We start from the raw sequence: 21284 nt of genomic DNA, 5'->3' as shown, positions 1-21284 counted from the left end.
GCGTCGGCATAGGGGTACCTAATGCATGCCCCGTCATTTCGCCAGATGCAACTCGCCGGGGATCACCCGTCCGCGCGTCACGAACAGGTGAGGAAGGCTTTGCTTTCGCGCGCCGCGCGCGCTAACTCAGAATGCCGCTTCATGGGTCGACGACGGCCGGGGCGGTGAAGCCAAGGGCGGAACAACGGGCCCGGCGGGACCAGGGAACGCGAGCATGACCAAGCGGAATCTCGATGATCTGCGGCGCGAGATCGACGCGATCGACGACCAGATTCACGACCTTTTGCTGAAACGGTGGGAAACCGTGCGCCACGTCGCCGAGGCGAAGGGCGCGTCCATGCGCCTGCCGATCCGGCCGGCGCGCGAGGCGGCGATGCTGCGCCGGTTGGCCGCGCGCCATCGGGGGCCCTTCCCCTTCGCGGCGCTTGCCCGGATGTGGCACGAGATGATCGCCGCCTTCACCATGTTGCAGGCGCGCTATTCGATCGCCGTGCTCGCCAACGCGCAGGAACATGCGCTGTGGGATCTGGCGCGCGACCAGTTCGGCAGCCAGGTACCGATGACCGCCTATCCGACCCAGCGCGACGCGTTGGCGCAACTGTTCGAGGGCCGGCACGACGTCGCCGTCCTGCCCATGCCGCGCGAGGGGGAGGAGGACCCCTGGTGGGTCTCCCTGGCCGGCGCCGAGGCACCGAAGATCGTCATGCGCATCCCCTTCGCCGGTGTCGGCAGCGTGCGCGGACAGATGCAGGACGCGCTGGCCGTCGCGCATCTGGCGCTGGAGCCGACGGGCAGCGACCGCACGCTGATCGTGGTCGAGACGAAGGAGCCGGTCAGCCGCACGGGCCTCAACGCCATCCTGCAACGCGCGAACCTCCTGCCGCGCTTCACCGCCTCCGCGCACCGCGACGACGGGTGGTATCATCTGATCGAGCTCGGCGATTTCGTGGAGGTCGGAGACCGCCGCCTGGAATTGATCGACGTGCGCGACGTCGTGCGCGGGGTCAGCATCGTCGGCGCCTATGCGGAAATATTGGGGCGGGAGGACATGGCCGCCCCCGACGCGCTGGAGGCACCGAAAGCGCCGGACCAAGATACCGCCATCCCCCCTGATCCCGAGAGACCCGACGCATCATGAACAGTTCCCAGGCCGACATCCAGAATGATCCGACGACCGGCGCGCCGATGCCGCGCCCCGGCGTGATGGACGCGCCGCTCTATGTTCCCGGCACGCACAAGGCGGGCGACGATCCGGCCATCCTGTCGGCGAACGAAAACCCGCTGGGGTGCAGCCCGGCGGCGGTGGAGGCGTTCCGCGCCGCCGCCCCGCATCTGAACCGCTATCCGGAGGGCGGCTCGGTCGAACTGCGCCAGGCCATCGGGGCGGTGCACGGCCTGGATCCCGCCCATATCGTCTGCGGCGCGGGCTCGGACGAGTTGATCACGCTGCTGATCCGCGCCTATGCCGGGCCGGGGGACGAGGTGCTCTACAGCCGTCACGGCTTCCTGATGTATCCGATCACCGCGCGCACCGTCGGCGCGGTGCCCGTGGCCGCGCCGGAAAGCAACCTCGCCACCGATGTCGACCAGATGCTGGCGCATGTAACGGAGCGCACCCGGATCGTCTTCGTCGCCAATCCCAACAACCCGACGGGAAGCTGGGTCCCGGCACGCGACCTGGAGCGTCTGCGCGCCGGCCTGCCGGAGCATGTGCTGCTCGTCCTCGACAGCGCCTATGCCGAATATGTCGAGGCGGACGGCTATGACGACGGCCGGCGGCTGGTCGAGGCCGGGCGCAACACGGTGATGACGCGCACCTTCTCCAAGATCTACGGGCTGGCGGCGCTGCGGCTCGGCTGGTGCTACGCGCCGGCCAACGTGGTGGACGTGCTGAACCGGCTGCGCAGCCCCTTCAACATCAACGCCGCCGCCCAGGCCGCCGGCCTCGCCGCCGTGCGCGACCAGGATTTCGTCAAGCGCTCCATCGCGGAGAACGCGGCGCAGCGCCTGCGCCTGACGCAATCCCTGCAGCAGCTCGGCCTCGACGTGCCGCCGTCGGTCTGCAACTTCGTCCTCGCCGGGTTCGCGGATGAGGAGACGGCCACCGCCGCGAACGCCTATCTTCTGTCGCGTGGGGTCATCGTGCGCGTCATGGCCGCCTATGGGCTGCCGCGTTATCTACGCGTCACCGTCGGCACGTCGGAGGAGGTGACCCGGCTGCTCGACGGCATCGCCGACTTCCTGCAACGCTAGAGCACGCATCAAGTTCGAAAGAGTTTCCCATGCAGCAAAAGCCGCTATATGACCGCGTCGCCCTGATCGGACTCGGACTGATCGGCTCCTCGCTCGCCCGTGCCATTCGGCGCAAGGCGCTGGCGGGCCATGTCGCCGGCCATGCGCGCTCGCAGCAGACCCGCGATCAATCCATGAAGCTCGGCTTCCTCGACAGCGTGCATGCCAGCCCCGAGGAGGCGGCCGAGGGCGCGGACCTGATCGTGCTCTGCACCCCGCTCGGCGCCTATGACGCGGTGCTGGAGCGGATCGCGCCCGTGCTCGCGCCCGGCGCGACGGTGAGCGACGTCGGCTCCTGCAAGGCCTCGGTGGCGGAGAGCTTCGCGCGCCATCTTCCCGCCGGCGTTCACGGCATTCCCGGACACCCGGTGGCGGGGACGGAGAATTCCGGGCCGGAGGCCGGCTTCGCCACCCTGTTCGAGCAACGCTATTGCATCGTGACCCCCGCGCCCGACACCGATCCGGCGGCGCTGAAGCGGCTGATCGCCCTGTGGGAAGGCGTCGGCGCGATGGTCGAGCCGATGGACGCCCAGCACCACGACCGGGTGCTGGCGATCACCAGCCACCTGCCGCACTTGATCGCCTATACCATCGTCGGCACGGCCTCCGACCTGGAGAGCCAGTTGAAGCGCGAACGGGCGAGCGAGAACGCCCTGGTCGAGACCCGGGAGGTCATCAAGTATTCCGCCGGCGGCTTCCGGGACTTCACCCGCATCGCCGGTTCCGACCCGGTGATGTGGCGCGACGTCTTCACCATGAACAGGGACGCGGTGCTGGAGATGCTGGGCCGTTTCCAGGAGGATCTGGTGGCCCTGCAACGCGCCATCCGCTGGGGCGAGGGCGACAAGCTGGAGGACTGGTTCACCCGCACCCGCGAGGTTAGGCGCGGCGTCGTCGAACAGGGCCAGGCCGGCCGCTTCTACGCGACGGAGAAGGACGGCGAGGACTGAACCGATAGTCCTCTATTCCCCGCCGCCATCGGGCCCGCCCCCACCGGGGAAGTTCGGGCCGACGGTGGGCGGTTCGGCGATCGAGGGCAGGTCCTGGCGTTCCACCGGGCCAGGGTCGGGGGCGGACGCGCCCGGCGGTTGGACCGGTTGACCGGGTTCCGATGCCGCTTGCCCGGCGGGTGGCGGCAGCACCGGGTCCAGCCGGGCGATCCGGATCGGACCGAGGAAGAGGCCGCCCGCCTCCGCCGTCAACGGCATTTCGATATAGCGCCCGCCATTGGCGCCGGTATTGGCGAAGAGCCGCGCGCCGCCGGCCAGCAACCGCGCGGCGGTGGGATCGATCATGCCGGCGTCCCGGAAACGGGCGATGGCCCCTTCGAAACCGCTGATCCGCGCCCGATACTCGCCGACGGGGCGGAGCGCGGAATCAAGTGACAGCGCCCCTTCCGCATCGAGGCCGAGCGGCCCCCACCCGACCCGCAGCCATGGCGTCTCAAGCCGTCCGCCGGCCGCGCGCCAATCGTGAAGCGCCCGGCGCAAGCCCGCCTTCGGCATCGGCCCCATCAAAAGAAGACGGGTGGAGAGCAAGTCCAATTCAGGCCCGAGCGGCCCTGAATGGCGCTCCGGCAGACGGACCCCCTCCCCGGTCAGGATCAGTTCCGCGCTGGCCGTCCGCGCGTCCTCCGGCGGGGTTGGGGGTAACTCCAGCGTCGCGACCACTCGCCGCGCGGCACTTTCGAGGTCGAGCGCCGGACTTTCGATCGACATGTCGTCGAAGGTCAGGCTGGCACGCCGCAACGCCCCGTCGAGCGTTATTCCCGCGGCGCCCACGGCGCGCGCCGCCTCCACCGCGAAGGGAACGGGCTGGCCACCGACCGGGGCGGTGACGCGGTTGGTGCCGAACAGTTCGACCCGGTATTCGGTCGGCGCCCAGGGGCGCACCTCGAACCGCAACCGCGTGCCCTGCCAGTGCCACAGCCCCTCGGGATCGACGACGCGCGGATTGTCCAGATCGATCGCCACGACACCGGGAAACCCGCCGAGATCCCGCCCCCCGGTCTCCACCGTGAAGCCGGCGCGCCGCCAATCGGCGATCCAGCGATCGATGGCCTTGCCCGCCTGGTCGGCCGCGACCCACCAATAGGCCGAATAGCCACCGACGACGATCAGCAGCAGGGCGAGCGACAGCAGGATGGAGCGGCGCGACATCATAGACCACAAGCCTTACGAAGACTCCCGCCCCGGCGCAAGGACGGGAACCGAGGGCCGAAACCGCCGCCTACCCACAACGCGACCAGCCGCAGCTATGACAGGTGTCGCAGCCCTCCTCGCGCACCAGCCCCGCCTCGCCGCAGCGCGGGCACTGCGCGGCGGCGCCCGCCGTGCCGGGACGCCCCGCGACCGCGCGACGTTTGGCGGGGTCGCCGAGATTGGGACGCTCCCCCTCGCCCAGGAAGCCGATCTCGATCATATGCCGTTCGATCACCCCACCGATGGCGGCGAGGAGCGAGGGCACGTAGCGCCCCTCCATCCAATAGCCGCCGCGCGGATCGAACACGGCCTTCAACTCCTCCACCACGAAGGCGACGTCGCCGCCGCGCCGGAAGACCGCGCTGATCATCCGGGTCAGCGCCACGGTCCAGGCATAGTGCTCCATGTTCTTGGAATTGATGAAGACCTCGAACGGGCGCCAGCGGCCCGCCTCCTCGATATCGTTCAAGGTGATATAGATCGCGTGGTCGCTTTCCGGCCAGCGCAGCTTATAGGTCCGCCCCTCCAGGGCGGACGGCCGGTCGAGCGGTTCGCTCATATAGACGATATCACCCTCGGCGCGGGCCCGCGCATGGTCACGTCGGGTGGGGTCGCGGGGCGCCGTGCCTTCCCCGGCCGCCGGTCCCACCGACCCCGCCGGATCACCTTCGCCGGGCGCGGGTGCCTCCTCCTCGGCGGTCGTCAGCACGGCGCCGGTGACCGCGTTCGGTCGATAGGTCGTGCAGCCCTTGCACCCCATGGCGAAAGCCTTGGCATAGACGTCCTTGAAGGCCTCGAAGGAAATGTCGGCGGGCAGGTTGATGGTCTTGGAAATGGAACTGTCCACATGGCGCTGGGCCGCCGCCTGAATCGCCAGATGGTCGTCGGGCGCCAGAGTCTGGGCGTCGACGAAGTAATCCGGCACCTCGGCCTCCGCCCCGAACAGGTCGCGGTATATGCGATAGGCGTAATCGACGACGTCATGCGCCTCCCGGCTGCCGTCGGGGGCGAGGACGGAGCGCTTGGCCCGGAAGGAGAAGACCGGCTCGATCCCCGAGGAAACATTCTCCGCCACCAGCGAGATCGTGCCCGTCGGCGCGATCGAGGTGACGAGGCCGTTGCGCATGCCCCGCGCCGCGATCCTCGCGCGCACCGGTTCCGGCAGGCGCCGCACCGTCTCCGACGCGGCGAAGGCGTCCGCGTCATAGAGCGGGAAGCTCCCCTTCTCCGCCGCCAGATCGCTGGATGCGGCATAGGCGGCCTCCTGCACCCGGCCGAGCCAGCGTTCGGTCAGGGCGACCGACTCCGCGCTGCCATAGCGCACGCGCAGCATCAGGAAGGCATCCGCCAGCCCGGTGACACCCAGGCCGATCCGCCGTTTGGCCCGCGCCTCCTCCTGCTGCGCCTCCAAGGGGAAGCGCGAGACATCGATCGCGTCGTCCAGCATGCGCACGGCGGTCGCGACGGTCGCGGCCATCGCCTCCTCGTCGAGCGCGGCCGCGTCGCCGAACGGGTCGGTCACGAAGCGCGCGAGATTGATCGAGCCCAGCAGGCACGCGCCATAGGGCGGCAGCGGCTGCTCCCCACAGGGGTTGGTGGCCGCGATCGTCTCGCAATAATTCAGATTGTTCCGCGCGTTGATCCGGTCGATGAAGATCACCCCCGGTTCCGCGTGATCGTAGGTGGAGCGCATGATCCGGCCCCACAGATCGCGCGCGCGCACGGTGCGGAAGACCTTGCCCTCGAAGACGAGGTCCCAGGGCTCGTCCGCGTCGATCGCCTCCATGAAGGCATCGCTCGCCAGCACCGACATGTTGAAGTTCGTCAGCCGCCCGGCCTCGGCCTTGGCGTCCACGAATTCCTCGATATCCGGATGGTCGCAACGCATTGTTCCCATCATCGCGCCCCGGCGATAGCCGGCCGACATGATGGTTCGGCACATCGCGTCCCACACCTCCATGAAGGAAACGGGACCGGACGCGTCGGAACCGACCCCGCCGACCGGCGCGCCGCGCGGCCGCAGGGTGGAGAAATCGTACCCGATGCCGCCCCCCTGCTGCAGGGTCCGCGCGGCTTCCTTCAGCCCGTCGAAGATTCCGGCGATATTGTCCGGGATCGTCCCCATCACGAAGCAATTGAACAGGGTGACGTCGCGCCGCGAGCCCGCCCCCGCCAATATGCGCCCGGCCGGCATGAAACGGAAATCCCGCAGCGCCTCCAGGAACCGTTCCCGCCAGACCGCCGGCTCCGCCTCCGCCGCGGCAAGCGCGTCGGCGACACGCTCCCAGCTCCCCTCGATGGAATTGTCCACAGGCGTGCCGTCCGGTTTCTTCAACCGGTACTTCATGTCCCAGATACGCTTGGAGAATGTGTCCCGCACGCCCGGCGACCCTCTTGAAATCGCGCCCTTTTTACGCCGGAGTTCATCATCCGCTCTGGCGATATGGCGTTAAGTCCATGATTTTCAATCGGAAATCATTATAGAACGCGGGACGGCGCTGTCCAGGGACATTGTTCGGCTTTTGTTTTGGCCGCCGAAGGGACGCTCACCCCGCTCTAACTTCCCAACCCCCTGCCAAATGGGAAGAAATCGGAGCGGTGCGAAAAGCAGCGAGTCTCATCAACATGGTTATCCACAGGCGCTTTCGATTCGGTTCTCAAGCGTCCGCATGAAGCTCTTTCGGTCGAGACCCTCGGGAATGGGGGACAATAGGGTGACGGTCACCGTTCCGGCGCGCTTGACGAAGGCGCCTCGCGGCCAAAGCCGCCCGGAATCCAGCGCGATCGGAATCACCGGAACGTCGAGTTGGGTATAGAGCGCGGCCACGCCGGGCAGGTAGGGCTTCTTCTCGCCCGGGGGGACGCGGGTGCCCTGAGGATAGATCACGACGGAACGGCCGGAGGCGATCTGGGCCCGGGCCTGTCGGACCATGCCCTTGAGCGCCGATGCCCCGGCCGCGCGATCAATCGCGATCATGCCGAACTTGCGCAGGAAAAGTCCGAAGACCGGGAGGCGGATCAGTTCGCGCTTCAGGACGAAGGAGGGCGCGTTCAACAGGCCGTTGAAGACGATCGTCTCCCACATGGATTGATGCTGGGCCGCGAAGACGACCGGTCCGGCGGCGATCGCGTCCGAGGCGGCGCGGTCCATCTTGACCCGCATGCGGATGCCGAGAACCTCCCGGCTCAACACCATGAAGATGGAAACCCAGCTATAGCAGACCGGCTTGATCCACCGGGCCGGCAGCACCAGAAACGGCAACAGGCCAAGCGCCATGACCGCCGATATCGAATAGAACAGCAGCGCGAACAGAAGCGACCGCACGCGGTCGAGCGGACGCACGGGCAACCGCGCGCGCCCGCCGGGCGGGGGTGTCGAGGGTGGGTGGACGGTCTTGGGGTTCATGTCTGCGGCTCTCCCTCCTCTAGGATCTCGCGGCCGACCCTTTCGATCGTCAACCGAAGGCGCGCCAGCAGATATTTCGTATATTCGACCGCGAACAGCGCCGCGGTCCCCGGATAGCGGTACCACCCTTCCTGCTTCACATTGGGGGGGAAGACCGGATGCGACAGGATGCGGACATTCGGCAAGGCCGCCTCGAATTCCAGAAGACTGCGCGGCATGTGATAGGCGGAGGTCACCAACCGGATAGAGCCCACGCCGTGCGCGCTGACCCAACGCGCGGTCTCGCGCGCGTTGCCGATCGTATCGTCCGCGTTGTAGTCGATCACGATGCAGCATTCCAGGCGCCCCGGCTCCTGCTGCGCCACATGCAGCAACTCGGCCGCGTCGACCCCGCGATGGACACCGGAGACGAAAAGCTTCCCCGCCATGCCCCGGGCCAGCAAATCCAGCCCCGTCTCCAACCGTTGCGATCCCCCGGTCAGAACCACGATCGCATCCGTGCGCTCGCTCGGCGCCCCGACTTCGTCCGGCAGGCCGTAGGCGAAACCGATCAACCCGACGGTCCAGGCGAGAAGCGCCAGGACCACCGCCCAGAACAACAGACGGCGGCGCCAGGGCCTACGATCGCGGGAGGAGAAGGTGAGCGGCATGGCGCGGGCGACCCGTCACGGCATCCGGCGCAGACTGCGCAGCACGGTACGCCGCGCGGCCAGGAAGGCCAGCACGGCCATCGCCGCCGGCAAAATCGCCAAATAGGGCCAGTCCTCCGTGCGCAGGACGAGCGGCGATGGCAAGTCCGCCCCGGTCGCCGCCGCGCCCTGCCCCAATGCCACGACCGTGGCACCCGCCACCAGGATTCCGCCGATCCCGCCCTTCAGGCTCGCCTTCAGGGCCTGGCGTTGGAACTGCCGGGCGATATAGCCGTCGGACGCGCCGATCAGATGCAGCAATTCGATCGCCTCCCCATGGGCCAGAAGCCCGCCGCGCGTCGCGAAAACCACAACCGTCGCCGCCGCCAGCACCACGACCGCCACCACCGCGAGACCGACCAATTGCAGCGCGTTTAGGAAGGTGACGAGACGCGCGCGCCACAGGCCGTGATCATCCAGCCGCGCATCCGGCGCCACCGTCGCCAGCCGGTTGCGCAGGGTGGGCAGATCGACCGCATCGGGTCCGGCGATCTCGACCGCGATCAAACGAGGCAACGGCAGGCTGCCGGGGTCGAGTGTGGCGCCGAGCCAGGGCTCCAGCAAGGCGCGGATGCGCGCATCGGGCAGTGATTCGGCGCTGGCCACGCCGTCGGTCTGACGCAGAACCCGCAGCGCCCTTTCCACCGTCTCGTCGATGCGGGCTTCGGCCGCCTGGGCATCGCCCATTTCGTCGGCGGGCGGCGGGATTTGTACCGTCATGCTGTCGGCCAGCCCCTCGCTCCAACTGTCGGCGAAGGTGTCGAGCGTCAAAGCCCCCGCGAGCGCCAGTCCCGCGACGAACGTCATGAAGCCGATCAACCAGGGCATCAGACGCCCGGCCGGATCGGCCGAGAAGGGAATCACGGCACGGGCGCGGGCACGCTCGGCACTCATCGCGACACCTCCGGCCCGCGTCCCGGCACGTCGCGGCTGTGCAGGATTCCGTCCTCCAAATGCATGGAGGGATAGTCGAACCGTTCGATCAACGCCTGGTTATGCGTCGCGACGACCACCGTCGTTCCCTGGCGGTTCAGCGCTTCCAGCAGATAGAGCAGGCGCATGGCGATACGGTCGTCGACATTGCCCGTGGGCTCGTCGGCGAGCAGCAGGGCCGGGCGGCTGATCACCGCGCGCGCGATGGCGACGCGCTGCTTCTGCCCACCGGAAAGCGTGGCCGGCCGTGCGTTCATGTGATCCTTGAGACCGACCCATTCGAGCAATTCGCCCACATTCTTGCGAATCAGCCCCTCGCCATGCCCGCCGACGCGCAGGGGCAGGGCCACATTCTCGAAGGCGCTCAAATGGTCGAGTAGTCGGAACTCCTGGAACACGACCCCGATGCGCCGGCGCAGCGCCGGCAGATCGTCGCGCCGCAACATCGAGATATCCTGGTCGAAGACATTGATCAGCCCCCGGCTCGGCCGGTGGAAGAGATACATCAGCCGCAACAGGGAGGACTTCCCCGCACCGCTCGCCCCCGTCAGGAATCGGAAGGCGCCCGGCGCCAGTTCGAAACTGACATCGTGCAGAACCTCCGGACCGGCGCCGTAGCGCATGCCGACATTCTCGAAACGGATCATGCGGGGCTCACCGGTGGATAGCGGGCTCGACGCGATCGGGTTGACGCCCGACGCCCCCGACATCGCCCGGCCCGGAATATACTTTCCAAGCGGTGCGGTCATCCCGAGCAACGGAGGGCGCGGCGCTTCTTGCCATCATGCGCGACAATCGCATGGTTCGCGCGCCGGCGTAAAGCCGGGCGGCGCGGCGCATGGTTCGCGCGCCGGCGTAAAGCCGGGCGGCGCGGCGCATGGTTCGCGCGCCGGCGTAAAGCCGAGCCTTGCGATTTATTGCACGAATCGGGGCATGATCCTATAACCGTGCGGAATTCTCGATAAAGGTCGCATCCTGCAATGGCCCTTACCTGTCCGAACTGCTCGACCCGATTCAAGGTCAAGCCCGAGGCGTTGGGTGACCGGGGCCGGTCGGTGCGATGCGCGAAGTGCAGTCATGTCTGGTTCGCGACACAGGACGACCTGGAACCGGACAGCGCGGCCCCCGGCCAGGCGGCACCGAGCCCCCCGCCACGCCGAGAACCCCCTCCCCGGCGTGAACCGGAACCGGAACCGGAGGAGGACATCCCCTTCCGCGCGTCCTTCGATGACGACGAGGAGGAGGATGCGAGCGACGTGGATATAGGGCCACCCCCCTCCTCGGTGCGATCCGAGGCACCGGCCTTTGAAGCCCCACCATTCGGCGCGGACGAGGAAATCATTCCCCGCCAACGCCGCCCGCAGCCGAAGAAGAAGTCACCGCTCGGCGCCTGGATCGTGCTGGGTGTCCTCGTGCTCGGCGTCGCTATCGGTGGATTCTTCCTGCGCTTCGACATCGTGAAGGCCTATCGGCCGGCCAACGCGATCTTCGCCGCCATCGGCTTCCCGGTGGATACACTCGGCTTCGGCCTGAAGATCGAGCAACCGACGACCCGCGCCCTCATCAAGCAGGACGAACGGGTATTGGAAGTGACCGGCGGCATCACCAACACCTCCGCCGAGCCGATCGACGTGCCGCTGCTGCGCGGCGCGCTGCTCAACGCCCAGGACATGGAAGTCCATGTCTGGAGCTTCGGCACCGAGGAGCCGCGCGTGTTGCCGGGCGAGACGGTCGCGTACAAGACCAGCGTCAGCAACCCGCCGCGCGGCGCGACGGACCTGCTCGTCACCTTCACCCGGCCGGAGGAGATGGCCGACGAGGCCGACGCGACCCGGACGGAACAGGACGAAACGGAACAAGACGAATCCGGGCAGAACGACGCGGAACCGGCCGGCGGCGCCCCCGAGAGCCCCCCGGAAGACGATAGCGCCACCGGCCACAGCCAATAGCCCGTCATGCCGGCCGGGACGTTGCCGCGCCGTTCGAACATGGGCGCCATCCCGTGTCTTGCCGCCCTTGCCCGTTGCCGCACCACGGGGTAAGTGCCACGATCCGTCCCCAAGGTCCGAAGGGGCAATGCCACGAGAATGGGAGGAACCGAGCCATGGCTCGACGCACCATCACGAAATTCCTCGCGACACTCGGCGCGGCGGCCGCGATCGCGGCGACCGGTCTCGCCGGCGATCCGGCCGCGGCGCAGACGCGCGTCACCTATAAATCGGCGAAATCCACCTCGTCCTATTACCAGATGGCGGTTCAGGTGGCAGAGGCCGTGCAGAAGGCGACCGACGGCGCCATCCAGGTAACGGTCGAGGAGAGCCAGGGCTCCGTCCAGAACGTCAAGGAAGCCGCCCTGCGCGAGGGGGCCTATGTCTTCACCACCCCGCCGGCGCTGATCAAGCTGGCCAAGGGCAACACGAAGATGTTCGAGGACGGGAAGGACTATGGCGATATCCGCGCGCTGTTCGTCATCCCGTCGCTGACCATGCATTACGTCGTCCGCGCCGATGCGGGCATCGGCACCTTCGCCGACCTCGACGGCAAGGGCTTCATCATCGGCAAGGGCAGCTTCGGCGCGCGCGAGGCGGAGGCGAATTTCGAGAAATTCGGCGTCAGCCCCGATCTCGTCGATGTCGAGCTCAACTCCGCCGTCCCCGCCCTGCAGAACGGCCAGGTCGACGGTTTCGCCACGGCCGGGTCCTATCCCGCGCCGAACGTGATGGAGGCCGCCGCCAGCGTCGATATCGCCCTGCTGTCCATGACCGAGGAGCAGGTGGCGGAGACCGGGCGCACGCGCCTCGTCATCCCGGGCGGCACCTATCCGGGCGTGGAGGCGGATACGCTGACCACCTCCCTTCCGGTCGGCGCCTACACCACCACCAAGATGGACGACGAGACCGCCTATCAGCTCACCAAATCCTATTGGGAGAGCAAGGAGAGCATGGCGGAGGTCGCGCGCTGGTGGGCCGGTGTCGATCCGGCCATGCTGGCGACCATGGCGGGTCCGCTGCATCCGGGCGCGCTGCGCTATTACGAGGAAGCCGGGATCGCCATTCCCGACGCCTTGAAGTAAATCGCGCACGGACCGACCCTCCTCCTCCGGCCGCCGCGCGACATATCGGCGGAACCGGGCAAGGGGAGGGGCCGGCATCGCGAAACGACCCTGGCCCCCATCCCGCCCCGGCGGGTGGGGGCCTGCTTTGAAAGCGATCCCCCATGTCCTTGTGGACCAGTCCCCGCGTGGATGACGGATGGCGCGCGCATCCGGTGGCCCTGCTGCTGGCCGCCGCATCCGTCGGCTTTCACCTCTGGCTGACCTTCGCCGGGCTGATGCCGAACCTGATCAGCCGGCCGATCCACCTGCTGCTGGTACTGCCCTGGATCTTCGTGATGGCGGGGGACCGGCCGGCGTCGTGGCGGGGCTGGCGTGGGGCGGTGGACTGGCTGTTGTTCCTGGCGGGGGCCGGTGGCTGTCTTTGGGTCGTGCTGAACCAGGACATGCTGGGCGACCAATATGGCAGTCTCCAGGGGCTCGATCAGCGGATCATCGCGATCCTGTTGATCCTGGTCGTGCTGGAGGCGGCGCGCCGCATGGTGAAGCTGGCCCTGCCCGCCATCGCGGTGGTCGCCCTCGCCTATGGCCTGCTGGGTCAGTATCTACCCGGGCGTTTCGGCCATGCGGGCATGCCGGTCGACAGCTTCCTCGGCACGCTGGTCGTGGCGGAGGGCGGCCTGTGGGGGCCGCTCACCGGGATATCCATGAACGTGGTGGCGGTCTTCGTGATCCTGGGCGCCGTCATCGGCGCGGGCGAGGGCGGAACCGGCTTCATGGCGCTGGCGGCGAAGCTGGCGGGTCGTCTGCGGGCGGGCGCGGCCAAGGTCTCGATCCTGGCATCGGCGCTGTTCGGCTCGATCAGCGGTTCGGCCTCGGCCAATGTCGCCTCGACAGGGGCGGTGACGCTGCCGGCGATGAAGCGCCTCGGCTATCCGCCGGCCCTCGCCGCGGCGGTGGAGGCGGTCGCCTCCTCCGGCGGGCAGATCATGCCACCGCTGATGGGCGCGGGCGCCTTCGTCATGGTGGAACTGCTGGGCGTCTCCTACGTCACCATCATGATGGCGGCGGTATTGCCGGCGATCCTGTTCTTCGTCGCCGCCTGGTTCGGGGTGGAGCTTTTTGCCCGGCGCGGCAATCTGCGCGGCATGGCGGCGGAGGAACTGCCTTCCATGCGGCTCGTCCTGGCGACACTTCCCTTCTTCGCGATTCCCTTCGCGGTGCTGCTCGCGATCCTATTCGCCAGCGGCAAGACCCCGCAATACGCCGCCGCCATCGCCGCCTTCGCGGCGACCGCCCTGCTGGTCACCGACCGCACGGGCAGCCTGGCGATCCGGCCGGCGCTGGCCCGCCTATCGGCCGCCACGATCGACGCCGCCCGTCAGATCGCGACCATCGCGGCGATCATCATCTGCGCGGGGCTGGTGATCGGCGTCCTCAACATGACCGGGCTGGGGGTGAAGGTCACCTCCGCGATCCTGGCGCTTTCCGGCGGGGAGCTTTGGATCGCGCTGCTGCTGACCGCGCTTGCCTGCCTGATCCTGGGGATGGAGGTGCCGACGACGGCGGCCTATGTCATCTGCGTCTCCGTCGCCGGCCCGGCGCTTCAGGAGCTGGGCCTGCCGGCGCTGACCGTGCATCTCTTCGTCTTCTGGTACGCGCTGCTCTCCACCATCACGCCGCCGGTCTGCGGCACGGTCTTCATCGCCGCGGGCATGGCGGACGCCCCCTGGCTGCGGGTCGCGGGATATGCCATGCGGCTCGGCCTCGGGCTCTATCTGGTGCCGCTGGCGATGGTCGCGAACCCGGCGCTGATCCGGCCGGAGGACGGGGTCTTCCCCGCCCTCTTCGCCTTCGCCAAGATCGCGGTCGGCCTCGCCTCCACCAGTTGGGCGACGGTTCATTTCCGGGATCGCCCGCTCCTCGCCCTGCTGGCGCTGGCGGGGGGCGCGGTGCTGGTATTCTATGCGCCCTTCTTCGGGTAAGCGAAAACGGAACCGCCGTAAGACGGTAACGCAATCGGGATAGTCCTTGGGGCCATGAGATTCGCGCGTTTCGCCATCTATTACGCCCCGCCGGCGGGCAGCCCCTTGGATCGTTTCGGCGCCGGCTGGCTGGGCGGCGCCCCGGACCCGGCGATCGGGCTCAACCCGGCGGTGGTGGCGGCAGCGACCGAGGCGCCCGCGCGCTATGGCTTCCACGGCACGTTGAAGCCGCCCTTCGCGCTCGCCGACGGATGCGGTGGGCGGGAAGCGATCGAAGCGGCGGTGGAGGCACTGGCCACCCGTCTCGCCCCCGCCCGAACCGAGGGGCTGGCGCTCAAGGAGATCGGCCGTTTCCTCGCCCTCGTGCCCGTTCCGGATGACGGACCGATCCGGCCGGTCGCGGACTCTTGCGTCGTCGAACTGGACGATTTCCGCGCCGAGGCGAGCGAGGCGGAGAGGCAACGCCGCCGCGCCGCCGGCCTGACCGCCCGGCAGGAGGAATTGCTCGACCGCTGGGGCTATCCCTATGTGATGGAGGCGTTCCGGTTCCATCTGACGCTGACCGGCCCGCTCGACGGGGAGGCACGGCGGGCGGTGGCCGCCGCGCTCAAACCGGCGCTGGCGCCGGTGCTGGCCGCGCCCTTCACGCTCGACGCGCTGACGTTGTTCGGGGACCCGGGCGGCGGGCGGCCGTTCATGCGGCTTACCTCCTACCCGCTTCTCGGACGAGGGTGAGCAGCAGGTCGCGCACGCGCGCCGCCGCCGCCGCCAGATCGCCGTCATTCGCGACCATCACCACGTCGCCCCCCTCCGGCACGGCCAGATCCGCGCGGGCGAGGCGCGCGGCGACCTCCGCCTCGCCCTCCCGGCCGCGCGCGGCGAGGCGCCGGGCGCGCACCGCCGGGGCGGCGGTGATATGCAGGACGACCAGCCCCGGATAACGGGCCCGCGCGCGATCGATCACCGTGCGGGAGACATTGGCCACCACCACCGCGCCCTCGGCCAGCCACCCCTCGATCGTCACCGGAAGGCCGTAACGCAGCCCGTGCGCCGCCCAATGCAGGGCGAAGGCCCCTTCCCCGGCCAGCCGCTCGAACGTCTCGGGATCGACGGGCCGATGCGCCTCGCCCACGGTTGCGGCCTCGTCCTCCGCCGGGCGGGTGATCCAGCGGGTGACGAAGCGAATGTCCCGTCCAGCGTCTGGTTCGCCGTCCGGCAGGCCGTCGCGGGCCGCCCGCATGACGGAATCCTTGCCCGCGCCGCTCGGCCCGACGACGAGGACAAGGCGGCCCGGAAAAGGCGAAGGCGCCCGTTCAGGCAACCCGCGCGCCCTCCCGCCAGACACCGCGCAGCACCGGGTGGCTCGCCGCGCGCACACGGATGATGTCGGCGCGCTGGCCCACCGCCAGATCGCCGCGGTCGGCAAGGCCGGCGGCGCGCGCGGGCGTCACCGTCACCATCGCCACCGCGCGGGGCAGGGTGATCGCCTCCACCTGCTCCGCCAAAAGGAAGGCGGCGTGCAGCAGGGCCGCCGGGGCATAGTCGCTGGAGATCGCGTCCAACGTGCCGCGCCGGGCCAGTTCGAGCGCCGAGACATTGCCGGAGTGCGAGCCGCCGCGCACGACGTTCGGCGCGCCCATCATGACGGCCAGCCCCTCCGCATGGGAGGCGGCGGCGGATTCCACCGTCGTCGGGAATTCGGCCAGCGTCATGCCGTCGGCCACGGCCTCGGCCACATGCGCCGCCGTCGCGTCGTCGTGACTGGCGAGCGATAGGCCACGATCCCGCGCCGCCTGGACGACATGGGCGCGGTTCGCCGCCGCGTGGCGTTCCTGATCGCGCCGTCGATCGACGATGAAGGCATCCATCTCCGCCGGGGACAGGCCGAATTTCGCGGCGTAGTAATCGCGATAGGTCCGCTCGTCGGTGAATTGGCGCTGGCCCGGCGTGTGATCCATGACCGAAATCAGCCGCACGCCCGGTTTGTCGATCAGCCCGGCGAGCGCATCCTGCAAGTGCGGATAGCTGATCTCGCAGCGCAGATGCAGCAGATGCTCCGCCTTGGTCAGATCGTCCGCCCGCGCGGCCTCGATCGCGTCCAGCATCTCGCCGATGCGCTTGATGCGAACCTCGTTATCCACCACCGCGCCGACGGAGAGCGCATCGAAGACCGTCGTGATGCCCGCGCCGATCACCTGCGAATCATGCGCCACCACGGCCGGCACGGCCGGCCAATGCGCGCGCGGCCGGGGCAGCATATGTTTTTCCAGATTGTCGGTATGAAGCTCGACCAACCCCGGCATGACCAGATCGCCCACGCAATCGATGGCGCCCGGCAGGGCGGACGCCCCCTGGTCGATGGCCGCGATCCGCCCGCCGGAAAGGGCGATGGTGCCCGTCACCACCTCGTCCGTCAGGACCAGCCGCGCATTGGTCAGTACCGTCTCGCCGCGTTCCGCGCCCATCGTTCCTTCCCGTGCCGTCAATCCGTCGCGCCGGCGCATCGCCGCTCCTCTCCGCTATCCGTCCGTTGTTCTACGCCACCGCGCCAAGGGGCGCGATCTCGAATTCCCGGTCGCAGACCGCCGCGCGCGCTTGCGCATCGTGGAAGATACCGACGATCGCGGCACCCCGCGCCTTCGCCTCCCCGATCAGGTCGAGCACGACCGCGCGGTTCGCCCCGTCGAGGGAGGCCGTCGGCTCGTCCAGCAACAACACCGGATAGGGGTGGATGAAGCCGCGCGCGATATTGACGCGCTGCTGCTCCCCGCCGGAGAAGGTGGCGGGCGGTAGCCGCCACAGCGCCTCCGGCAGGTTGAGACGCGCCAGCATAGCCTCCGCCGCCGCGCGCGCCGCCTCGACCGGCCGGCCGAGCGCGATCAGGGGCTCCGCCACCACCTCGCGCGCGGGCACGCGCGGCACGACGCGCAGGAACTGGCTGACATAGCCGAGCGTCCCACGCCGCACGGCCAGCACGGCGCGCGGGTCGGCCCCGGCAAGCTCGATCCACGGGGCCTGCCCATCCGCGCGCAGGCGGATCGACCCCTCGTCGGTGCGGTAGTTCGCGTGGATCATGCGCATCAGCGTGCTCTTCCCCGCGCCGGAGGGGCCGGTCAGCGCCACGCACTCGCCCCCCGCGACGGCGAGCGATACACCGCGCAGGACCGGAATCGCCACGCCCCCCTGATTATGGAGCGTGAAACGCTTGCCGACATTCTCGATACGAAGGCGGTCCGTCATGGCTGCAACACCGAGGCGACGAGAAGTTGGGTATAGGGATGCTGCGGATCATCCAGCACCTGATCGGTCAGGCCGGTTTCCACCACCCGGCCGCGCCGCATCACCAGAAGCCGGTGGGAAAGCAGTCGCGCCACCGCCAGATCATGCGTCACGATCACGGCGGCGAGGCCGAGTTCCGTCACCAACCCCCGCAAGAGATCGAGCAGCCGCGCCTGAACCGACACGTCGAGGCCGCCGGTCGGCTCGTCCATGAAGACGAGGCGCGGTTCCGCCACCAGCGCGCGGGCGACCTGCAAGCGCTGCTGCATGCCGCCGGAGAAGGTCGTCGGCCGGTCGTCGATCCGATCCGCGTCGATCTCCGTGCGGGTCAGCCAATCGCCGGCGGCGGTACGGATGCGGCCATAATGCCGCGCGCCGAGCGCCATCAGGGGTTCCCCCACATTCGCCCCGGCGCTCACCCCCATGCGCAGGCCGTCGCGCGCATGCTGATGGACGAAGGCCCAATCGGTACGCATCAGGCGGCGGCGGTCGGTCTCCGCGATCGCGTGGACATCATGGGTGGCGCCGTCAGCCGCGCTATAGAGCACGCGCCCCGCCGTCGGCGCGAGGCGGCCGGCGGCGCAATTGAGCACGGTGGTCTTGCCCGAGCCACTCTCCCCCACGATGCCCAGCACCTCGCCCGGCCAGAGGCGGAAGCCGACATCGGCGCAGCCGATCCGCCCACCATACTGCTTGGCCAGCCCCTCGACCGCCAGGATCGGGGGCGTGTCGTCGCCCGCCATCACGGGCGGGGCCTCTTCCGGCGTCACCGTCGCTTCCACGCTCATGCCTCCTCCTCCTCCGGGCCGTGGCCGGCGTCGCGGCGCCGGGCGCAGTAATCGGTATCGGAACAGACGAACATCCGCCCGCCGCGATCGTCCGTCACCACCTCGTCCAGGAAGCTGTCCCGCGCGCCGCAGAGCGCGCATGGCCGGTCCCATCGCTGCACGGTGAAGGAATGATCCTCGAAATCCAGGCTCTCGACCGTCGTGAAGGGCGGGATGGCATAGATCCGCTTCTCCCGCCCCGCGCCGAAAAGCTGTAGCGCCGGGCATTCCGACATTTTGGGATTGTCGAACTTAGGCGTCGGCGACGGGTCCATGACATAACGCCCCGCCACCTTCACCGGATAGGCATAGGTGGTCGCGATATGGCCGTGCCGCGCGATATCCTCGTAAAGCTTCACATGCATCAGCCCGTAATCGGCATGGGCGTGCATGCGGCGGGTCTCGGTCTCGCGCGGCTCCAGGAAGCGCAGCGGCTCCGGGATCGGCACCTGATAGACCAGGATCTGCCCGGCGCGCAGCGGCGTCTCCGGGATACGGTGACGCGTCTGGATGACATTCGCCGCCTCCGTTCGTTCCGTCGTCGCGACGCCGGCCGTGCGGCGGAAGAACTTGCGGATGGAGACCGCGTTGGTCGTGTCGTCCGCCCCCTGGTCGATCACCTTCAGCACATCGTCGGCCTTCAGGATCGCGGCCGTCACCTGCACCCCGCCCGTGCCCCAACCATAGGGCATCGGCATTTCCCGCCCGGCGAAGGGCACCTGATAGCCGGGTACCGCCACCGCCTTCAGCAGCGCGCGGCGGATCATGCGCTTCGTCTGTTCGTCCAGATAGGCGAAGTTATAGGTATCGTCGCGCCCGCCCGCGGGCTCGACCATTGCCGCCGGGATGTTCATTCCGCCGCCTCCGCCTTGTCGTCCGGGCCGTTCCGCGCGTCATGCTCGCGCCGCAGGCGGCGCAGCAATTCAAGCTCCGACTGGAAATCGACATAGTGGGGCAACTTCAGATGCTCCACGAAACCCGTCGCCTGCACATTGTCGCAATGGGAGAGGACGAATTCCTCGTCCTGCACGGGGGCGTCGCGCGTCTCCTCGAACGCGTCGGCGCGCAACGACCGATCGACCAGCGCCATCGACATCGCCTTGCGCTCGCCATGACCGAAGGCGAGGCCATAGCCGCGCGTGAAGCAGGGCGCGCGGTCGGCGCCGCCGGTGAACTGGTTCACCATCTGGCATTCGGTCAGTTCGATCTCCCCGATCTCGATCTCGAAGCCCAACTCCTCCGGTGCGATGCACACCGGCACCGTGCCCAGCCGGATTTCCCCGGCGAAGGGATGGGTGCGGCCATAGCCGCGCTGACTGGAATAGGCCAGTGCCAGCAGGAACCCCTCGTCCCCGCGCGCCAGGGTCTGGAGCCGCGCGTCGCGGCCGGCCGGGAACCGCGGCGGCTCGCGCGTGATGTCGGCGGGTTGCCCGTCCTCCCGATCCGCCGCGCCGGATGCGTCGGGGGGATCGGGCGCGGCGGGGTCGGCGGGGTCGGCCGGCTCGATCAGCCCCTCGCACGCCAGCAGGTCGAGGACGCGCGGCATCGCCTCGTCCACCGGCGCCGCCTCCGCGCACGGCCGGGGTCGATGGGGCGCGGCAAGGTCGTGGTCGATCAGTCGATGGGTATAGTCGAAGGTCGGCCCCAGGATCTGGCCGCCGGGCAGATCCTTGAAGGTGGCGGAAACACGGCGCTCCACCACCATCGCCCCGGTATCGACGGGGCGCGAAGCGGCGAAACGCGGCAGCGTCGTGCGATAGGCGCGCAGCAGGAAGATCGCCTCGATCTGATCGCCGCGCGCCTGCTTGAGCGCCAATGCCGCCAGTTCCCGGTCATAGAGCGAGCCTTCCGTCATCACCCGGTCGACGGCGAGCTTCATCTGCTCCCGGATCTGATCGGGCGTCAGTTCCGGCACCTCGGTATCGCCGCGCCGGTCCTCGGCCAGCAGGCCGTGCGCGTTCTCGATCGCGCGTTCGCCACCCTTCACCGCGACATACATGGGCTCAGCCCTCCCCGCTCTCGATCCGCGTGCTGCGCGGCAGGCCGGCGACGGCGCCGCCGCCGGCGAAGAAGCAATCGACCCCCAGCGGGAAACGCGCCGCATTCTCCCGCAACACCGACCAGAGCGCGGAGGTCGCCCCCGCCGGCGCGAAATCGACCGGCGCGGCGAGGCCCGGCCCGCTCAACCGCGCGGGCGCGCCGCCGTCCATGCCATCTGTCAGCAGGATCGCGCTGGCGGCACGGTCGGGATAATCCGCCGTGCCGACCACGAGGGTCGGCAGCACCGAAACTGCCGCGCCAATCGGCATCACCGCGAAATCCGCCGCCCCCGCCTCCGACGCGCGGACGACGCCGGTATGGAAGGCGAGATACCGGACGACCGCCTCGGTCGCGATATCCGGATGCAGCCAGACCCGCGTCTCGAAATCCATCAGGGTCAGCGCCAGCGCCGCCCCTTCGGGCCCCAACGCGTCGGGCGCGGCGACGGTGCGGGGCAGGCGCATCGGCGTCCCCGGCGTCGCCAACGCGCCCAGGATGACGCGAAAGCATTCGGCCGCATCCAGGACGGGGTCGCTGAAGCCTTCCGCCGGCGGCTCGATCATCGCGGCGCTTACCATCG

Annotated in this window: 20 protein-coding genes; 7 read left to right on the top strand and 13 right to left on the bottom strand. The window is 69.0% G+C overall.

Features of this window, described 5'->3' with window-relative positions:
- Positions 1-214: 214 nt before the first annotated feature.
- The 3 genes from KAJ83_RS05655 to KAJ83_RS05645 are packed head-to-tail and all read left to right on the top strand — an operon-like array spanning position 215 to position 3242.
- Positions 215-1138 (top strand): chorismate mutase, encoded by a 924-nt coding sequence (locus KAJ83_RS05655; RefSeq protein WP_210681052.1) that lies wholly within the window; start codon positions 215-217, stop codon positions 1136-1138.
- On the top strand, positions 1135-2253 hold the full coding sequence (gene hisC, locus KAJ83_RS05650; protein ID WP_210681051.1) for a histidinol-phosphate transaminase: 1119 nt from the start codon (positions 1135-1137) through the stop codon (positions 2251-2253). The genes KAJ83_RS05655 and hisC overlap by 4 nt, the downstream gene beginning before the upstream one ends.
- Before the next feature lie 29 nt (positions 2254-2282).
- Positions 2283-3242, top strand: coding sequence for a prephenate/arogenate dehydrogenase family protein (locus tag KAJ83_RS05645; protein ID WP_210681050.1), 960 nt, complete (start codon positions 2283-2285; stop codon positions 3240-3242).
- Between the two features lie 12 nt (positions 3243-3254).
- Here KAJ83_RS05645 and KAJ83_RS05640 read toward each other — a convergent pair whose 3' ends face one another.
- The 6 genes from KAJ83_RS05640 to ftsE all read right to left on the bottom strand — a co-directional run bounded on the left by KAJ83_RS05640 (position 3255) and on the right by ftsE (position 10168).
- Positions 3255-4454, bottom strand: a complete 1200-nt coding sequence (locus KAJ83_RS05640) for a DUF2125 domain-containing protein (RefSeq protein ID WP_210681049.1) — start codon at positions 4452-4454, stop codon at positions 3255-3257.
- Positions 4455-4521: 67 nt separating this feature from the next.
- Entirely contained in the window at positions 4522-6873 is a 2352-nt protein-coding gene (locus KAJ83_RS05635) for an adenosylcobalamin-dependent ribonucleoside-diphosphate reductase (protein ID WP_343221956.1), read from the bottom strand.
- A 249-nt stretch (positions 6874-7122) separates the two neighbouring features.
- Positions 7123-7899 carry a lysophospholipid acyltransferase family protein gene (locus tag KAJ83_RS05630; protein WP_210681048.1) on the bottom strand — a complete coding sequence of 259 codons (777 nt, stop codon included), beginning with the start codon at positions 7897-7899 and terminating at the stop codon, positions 7123-7125.
- Positions 7896-8549 carry a YdcF family protein gene (locus KAJ83_RS05625; protein ID WP_210681047.1) on the bottom strand — a complete coding sequence of 218 codons (654 nt, stop codon included), beginning with the start codon at positions 8547-8549 and terminating at the stop codon, positions 7896-7898. The genes KAJ83_RS05630 and KAJ83_RS05625 overlap by 4 nt, the downstream gene beginning before the upstream one ends.
- Before the next feature lie 15 nt (positions 8550-8564).
- On the bottom strand, positions 8565-9482 hold the full coding sequence (locus tag KAJ83_RS05620) for a cell division protein FtsX (RefSeq protein ID WP_210681046.1): 918 nt from the start codon (positions 9480-9482) through the stop codon (positions 8565-8567).
- Complete coding sequence (gene ftsE / locus KAJ83_RS05615; RefSeq protein WP_210681045.1) at positions 9479-10168, bottom strand: cell division ATP-binding protein FtsE; 690 nt, start codon at positions 10166-10168, stop codon at positions 9479-9481. The genes KAJ83_RS05620 and ftsE overlap by 4 nt, the downstream gene beginning before the upstream one ends.
- A gap of 333 nt (positions 10169-10501) precedes the next feature.
- Between ftsE and KAJ83_RS05610 the strand changes: the two genes are divergently transcribed.
- The 4 genes from KAJ83_RS05610 (at position 10502) to KAJ83_RS05595 (ending at position 15293) form a co-directional block, all read left to right on the top strand.
- Positions 10502-11470 (top strand): zinc-ribbon domain-containing protein, encoded by a 969-nt coding sequence (locus KAJ83_RS05610; protein WP_210681044.1) that lies wholly within the window; start codon positions 10502-10504, stop codon positions 11468-11470.
- A gap of 155 nt (positions 11471-11625) precedes the next feature.
- Positions 11626-12594 carry a TAXI family TRAP transporter solute-binding subunit gene (locus tag KAJ83_RS05605; RefSeq protein WP_210681043.1) on the top strand — a complete coding sequence of 323 codons (969 nt, stop codon included), beginning with the start codon at positions 11626-11628 and terminating at the stop codon, positions 12592-12594.
- A gap of 167 nt (positions 12595-12761) precedes the next feature.
- Positions 12762-14558 (top strand): TRAP transporter permease, encoded by a 1797-nt coding sequence (locus KAJ83_RS05600; protein ID WP_343221955.1) that lies wholly within the window; start codon positions 12762-12764, stop codon positions 14556-14558.
- 54 nt (positions 14559-14612) lie between these two features.
- Complete coding sequence (locus tag KAJ83_RS05595) at positions 14613-15293, top strand: DUF1045 domain-containing protein (RefSeq protein ID WP_210681041.1); 681 nt, start codon at positions 14613-14615, stop codon at positions 15291-15293.
- Here KAJ83_RS05595 and phnN read toward each other — a convergent pair.
- Genes phnN through phnH form a run of 7 tightly spaced genes read right to left on the bottom strand, consistent with a single transcriptional unit; the run spans position 15262 to position 21282 of the window.
- On the bottom strand, positions 15262-15903 hold the full coding sequence (gene phnN / locus KAJ83_RS05590; protein WP_343221954.1) for a phosphonate metabolism protein/1,5-bisphosphokinase (PRPP-forming) PhnN: 642 nt from the start codon (positions 15901-15903) through the stop codon (positions 15262-15264). The two genes, KAJ83_RS05595 and phnN, sit on opposite strands and share 32 nt — an antisense overlap.
- Complete coding sequence (locus KAJ83_RS05585; protein ID WP_246484263.1) at positions 15872-17062, bottom strand: alpha-D-ribose 1-methylphosphonate 5-triphosphate diphosphatase; 1191 nt, start codon at positions 17060-17062, stop codon at positions 15872-15874. Before KAJ83_RS05585 ends, phnN begins: the two co-directional genes overlap by 32 nt.
- A gap of 31 nt (positions 17063-17093) precedes the next feature.
- Entirely contained in the window at positions 17094-17798 is a 705-nt protein-coding gene (gene phnL, locus KAJ83_RS05580) for a phosphonate C-P lyase system protein PhnL (RefSeq protein ID WP_210681039.1), read from the bottom strand.
- Complete coding sequence (phnK, locus tag KAJ83_RS05575) at positions 17795-18625, bottom strand: phosphonate C-P lyase system protein PhnK (protein ID WP_417568567.1); 831 nt, start codon at positions 18623-18625, stop codon at positions 17795-17797. The genes phnL and phnK overlap by 4 nt, the downstream gene beginning before the upstream one ends.
- A complete protein-coding gene (locus tag KAJ83_RS05570) occupies positions 18622-19518 on the bottom strand; it encodes an alpha-D-ribose 1-methylphosphonate 5-phosphate C-P-lyase PhnJ (protein WP_281413098.1) in 897 nt (298 codons plus the stop codon). Before KAJ83_RS05570 ends, phnK begins: the two co-directional genes overlap by 4 nt.
- Entirely contained in the window at positions 19515-20663 is a 1149-nt protein-coding gene (locus tag KAJ83_RS05565; protein WP_210681038.1) for a carbon-phosphorus lyase complex subunit, read from the bottom strand. Before KAJ83_RS05565 ends, KAJ83_RS05570 begins: the two co-directional genes overlap by 4 nt.
- Before the next feature lie 4 nt (positions 20664-20667).
- On the bottom strand, positions 20668-21282 hold the full coding sequence (gene phnH / locus KAJ83_RS05560) for a phosphonate C-P lyase system protein PhnH (RefSeq protein WP_210681037.1): 615 nt from the start codon (positions 21280-21282) through the stop codon (positions 20668-20670).
- Positions 21283-21284 lie beyond the last annotated feature (2 nt).

Source organism: Marivibrio halodurans (assembly GCF_017963645.1).
In the GTDB taxonomy this organism is placed as follows: Bacteria; Pseudomonadota; Alphaproteobacteria; order UBA8366; family Aestuariispiraceae; genus Marivibrio; species Marivibrio halodurans.
Note: the sequence above shows the minus strand (reverse complement) of the source record. Positions and strands in the feature narration are given on the sequence as shown.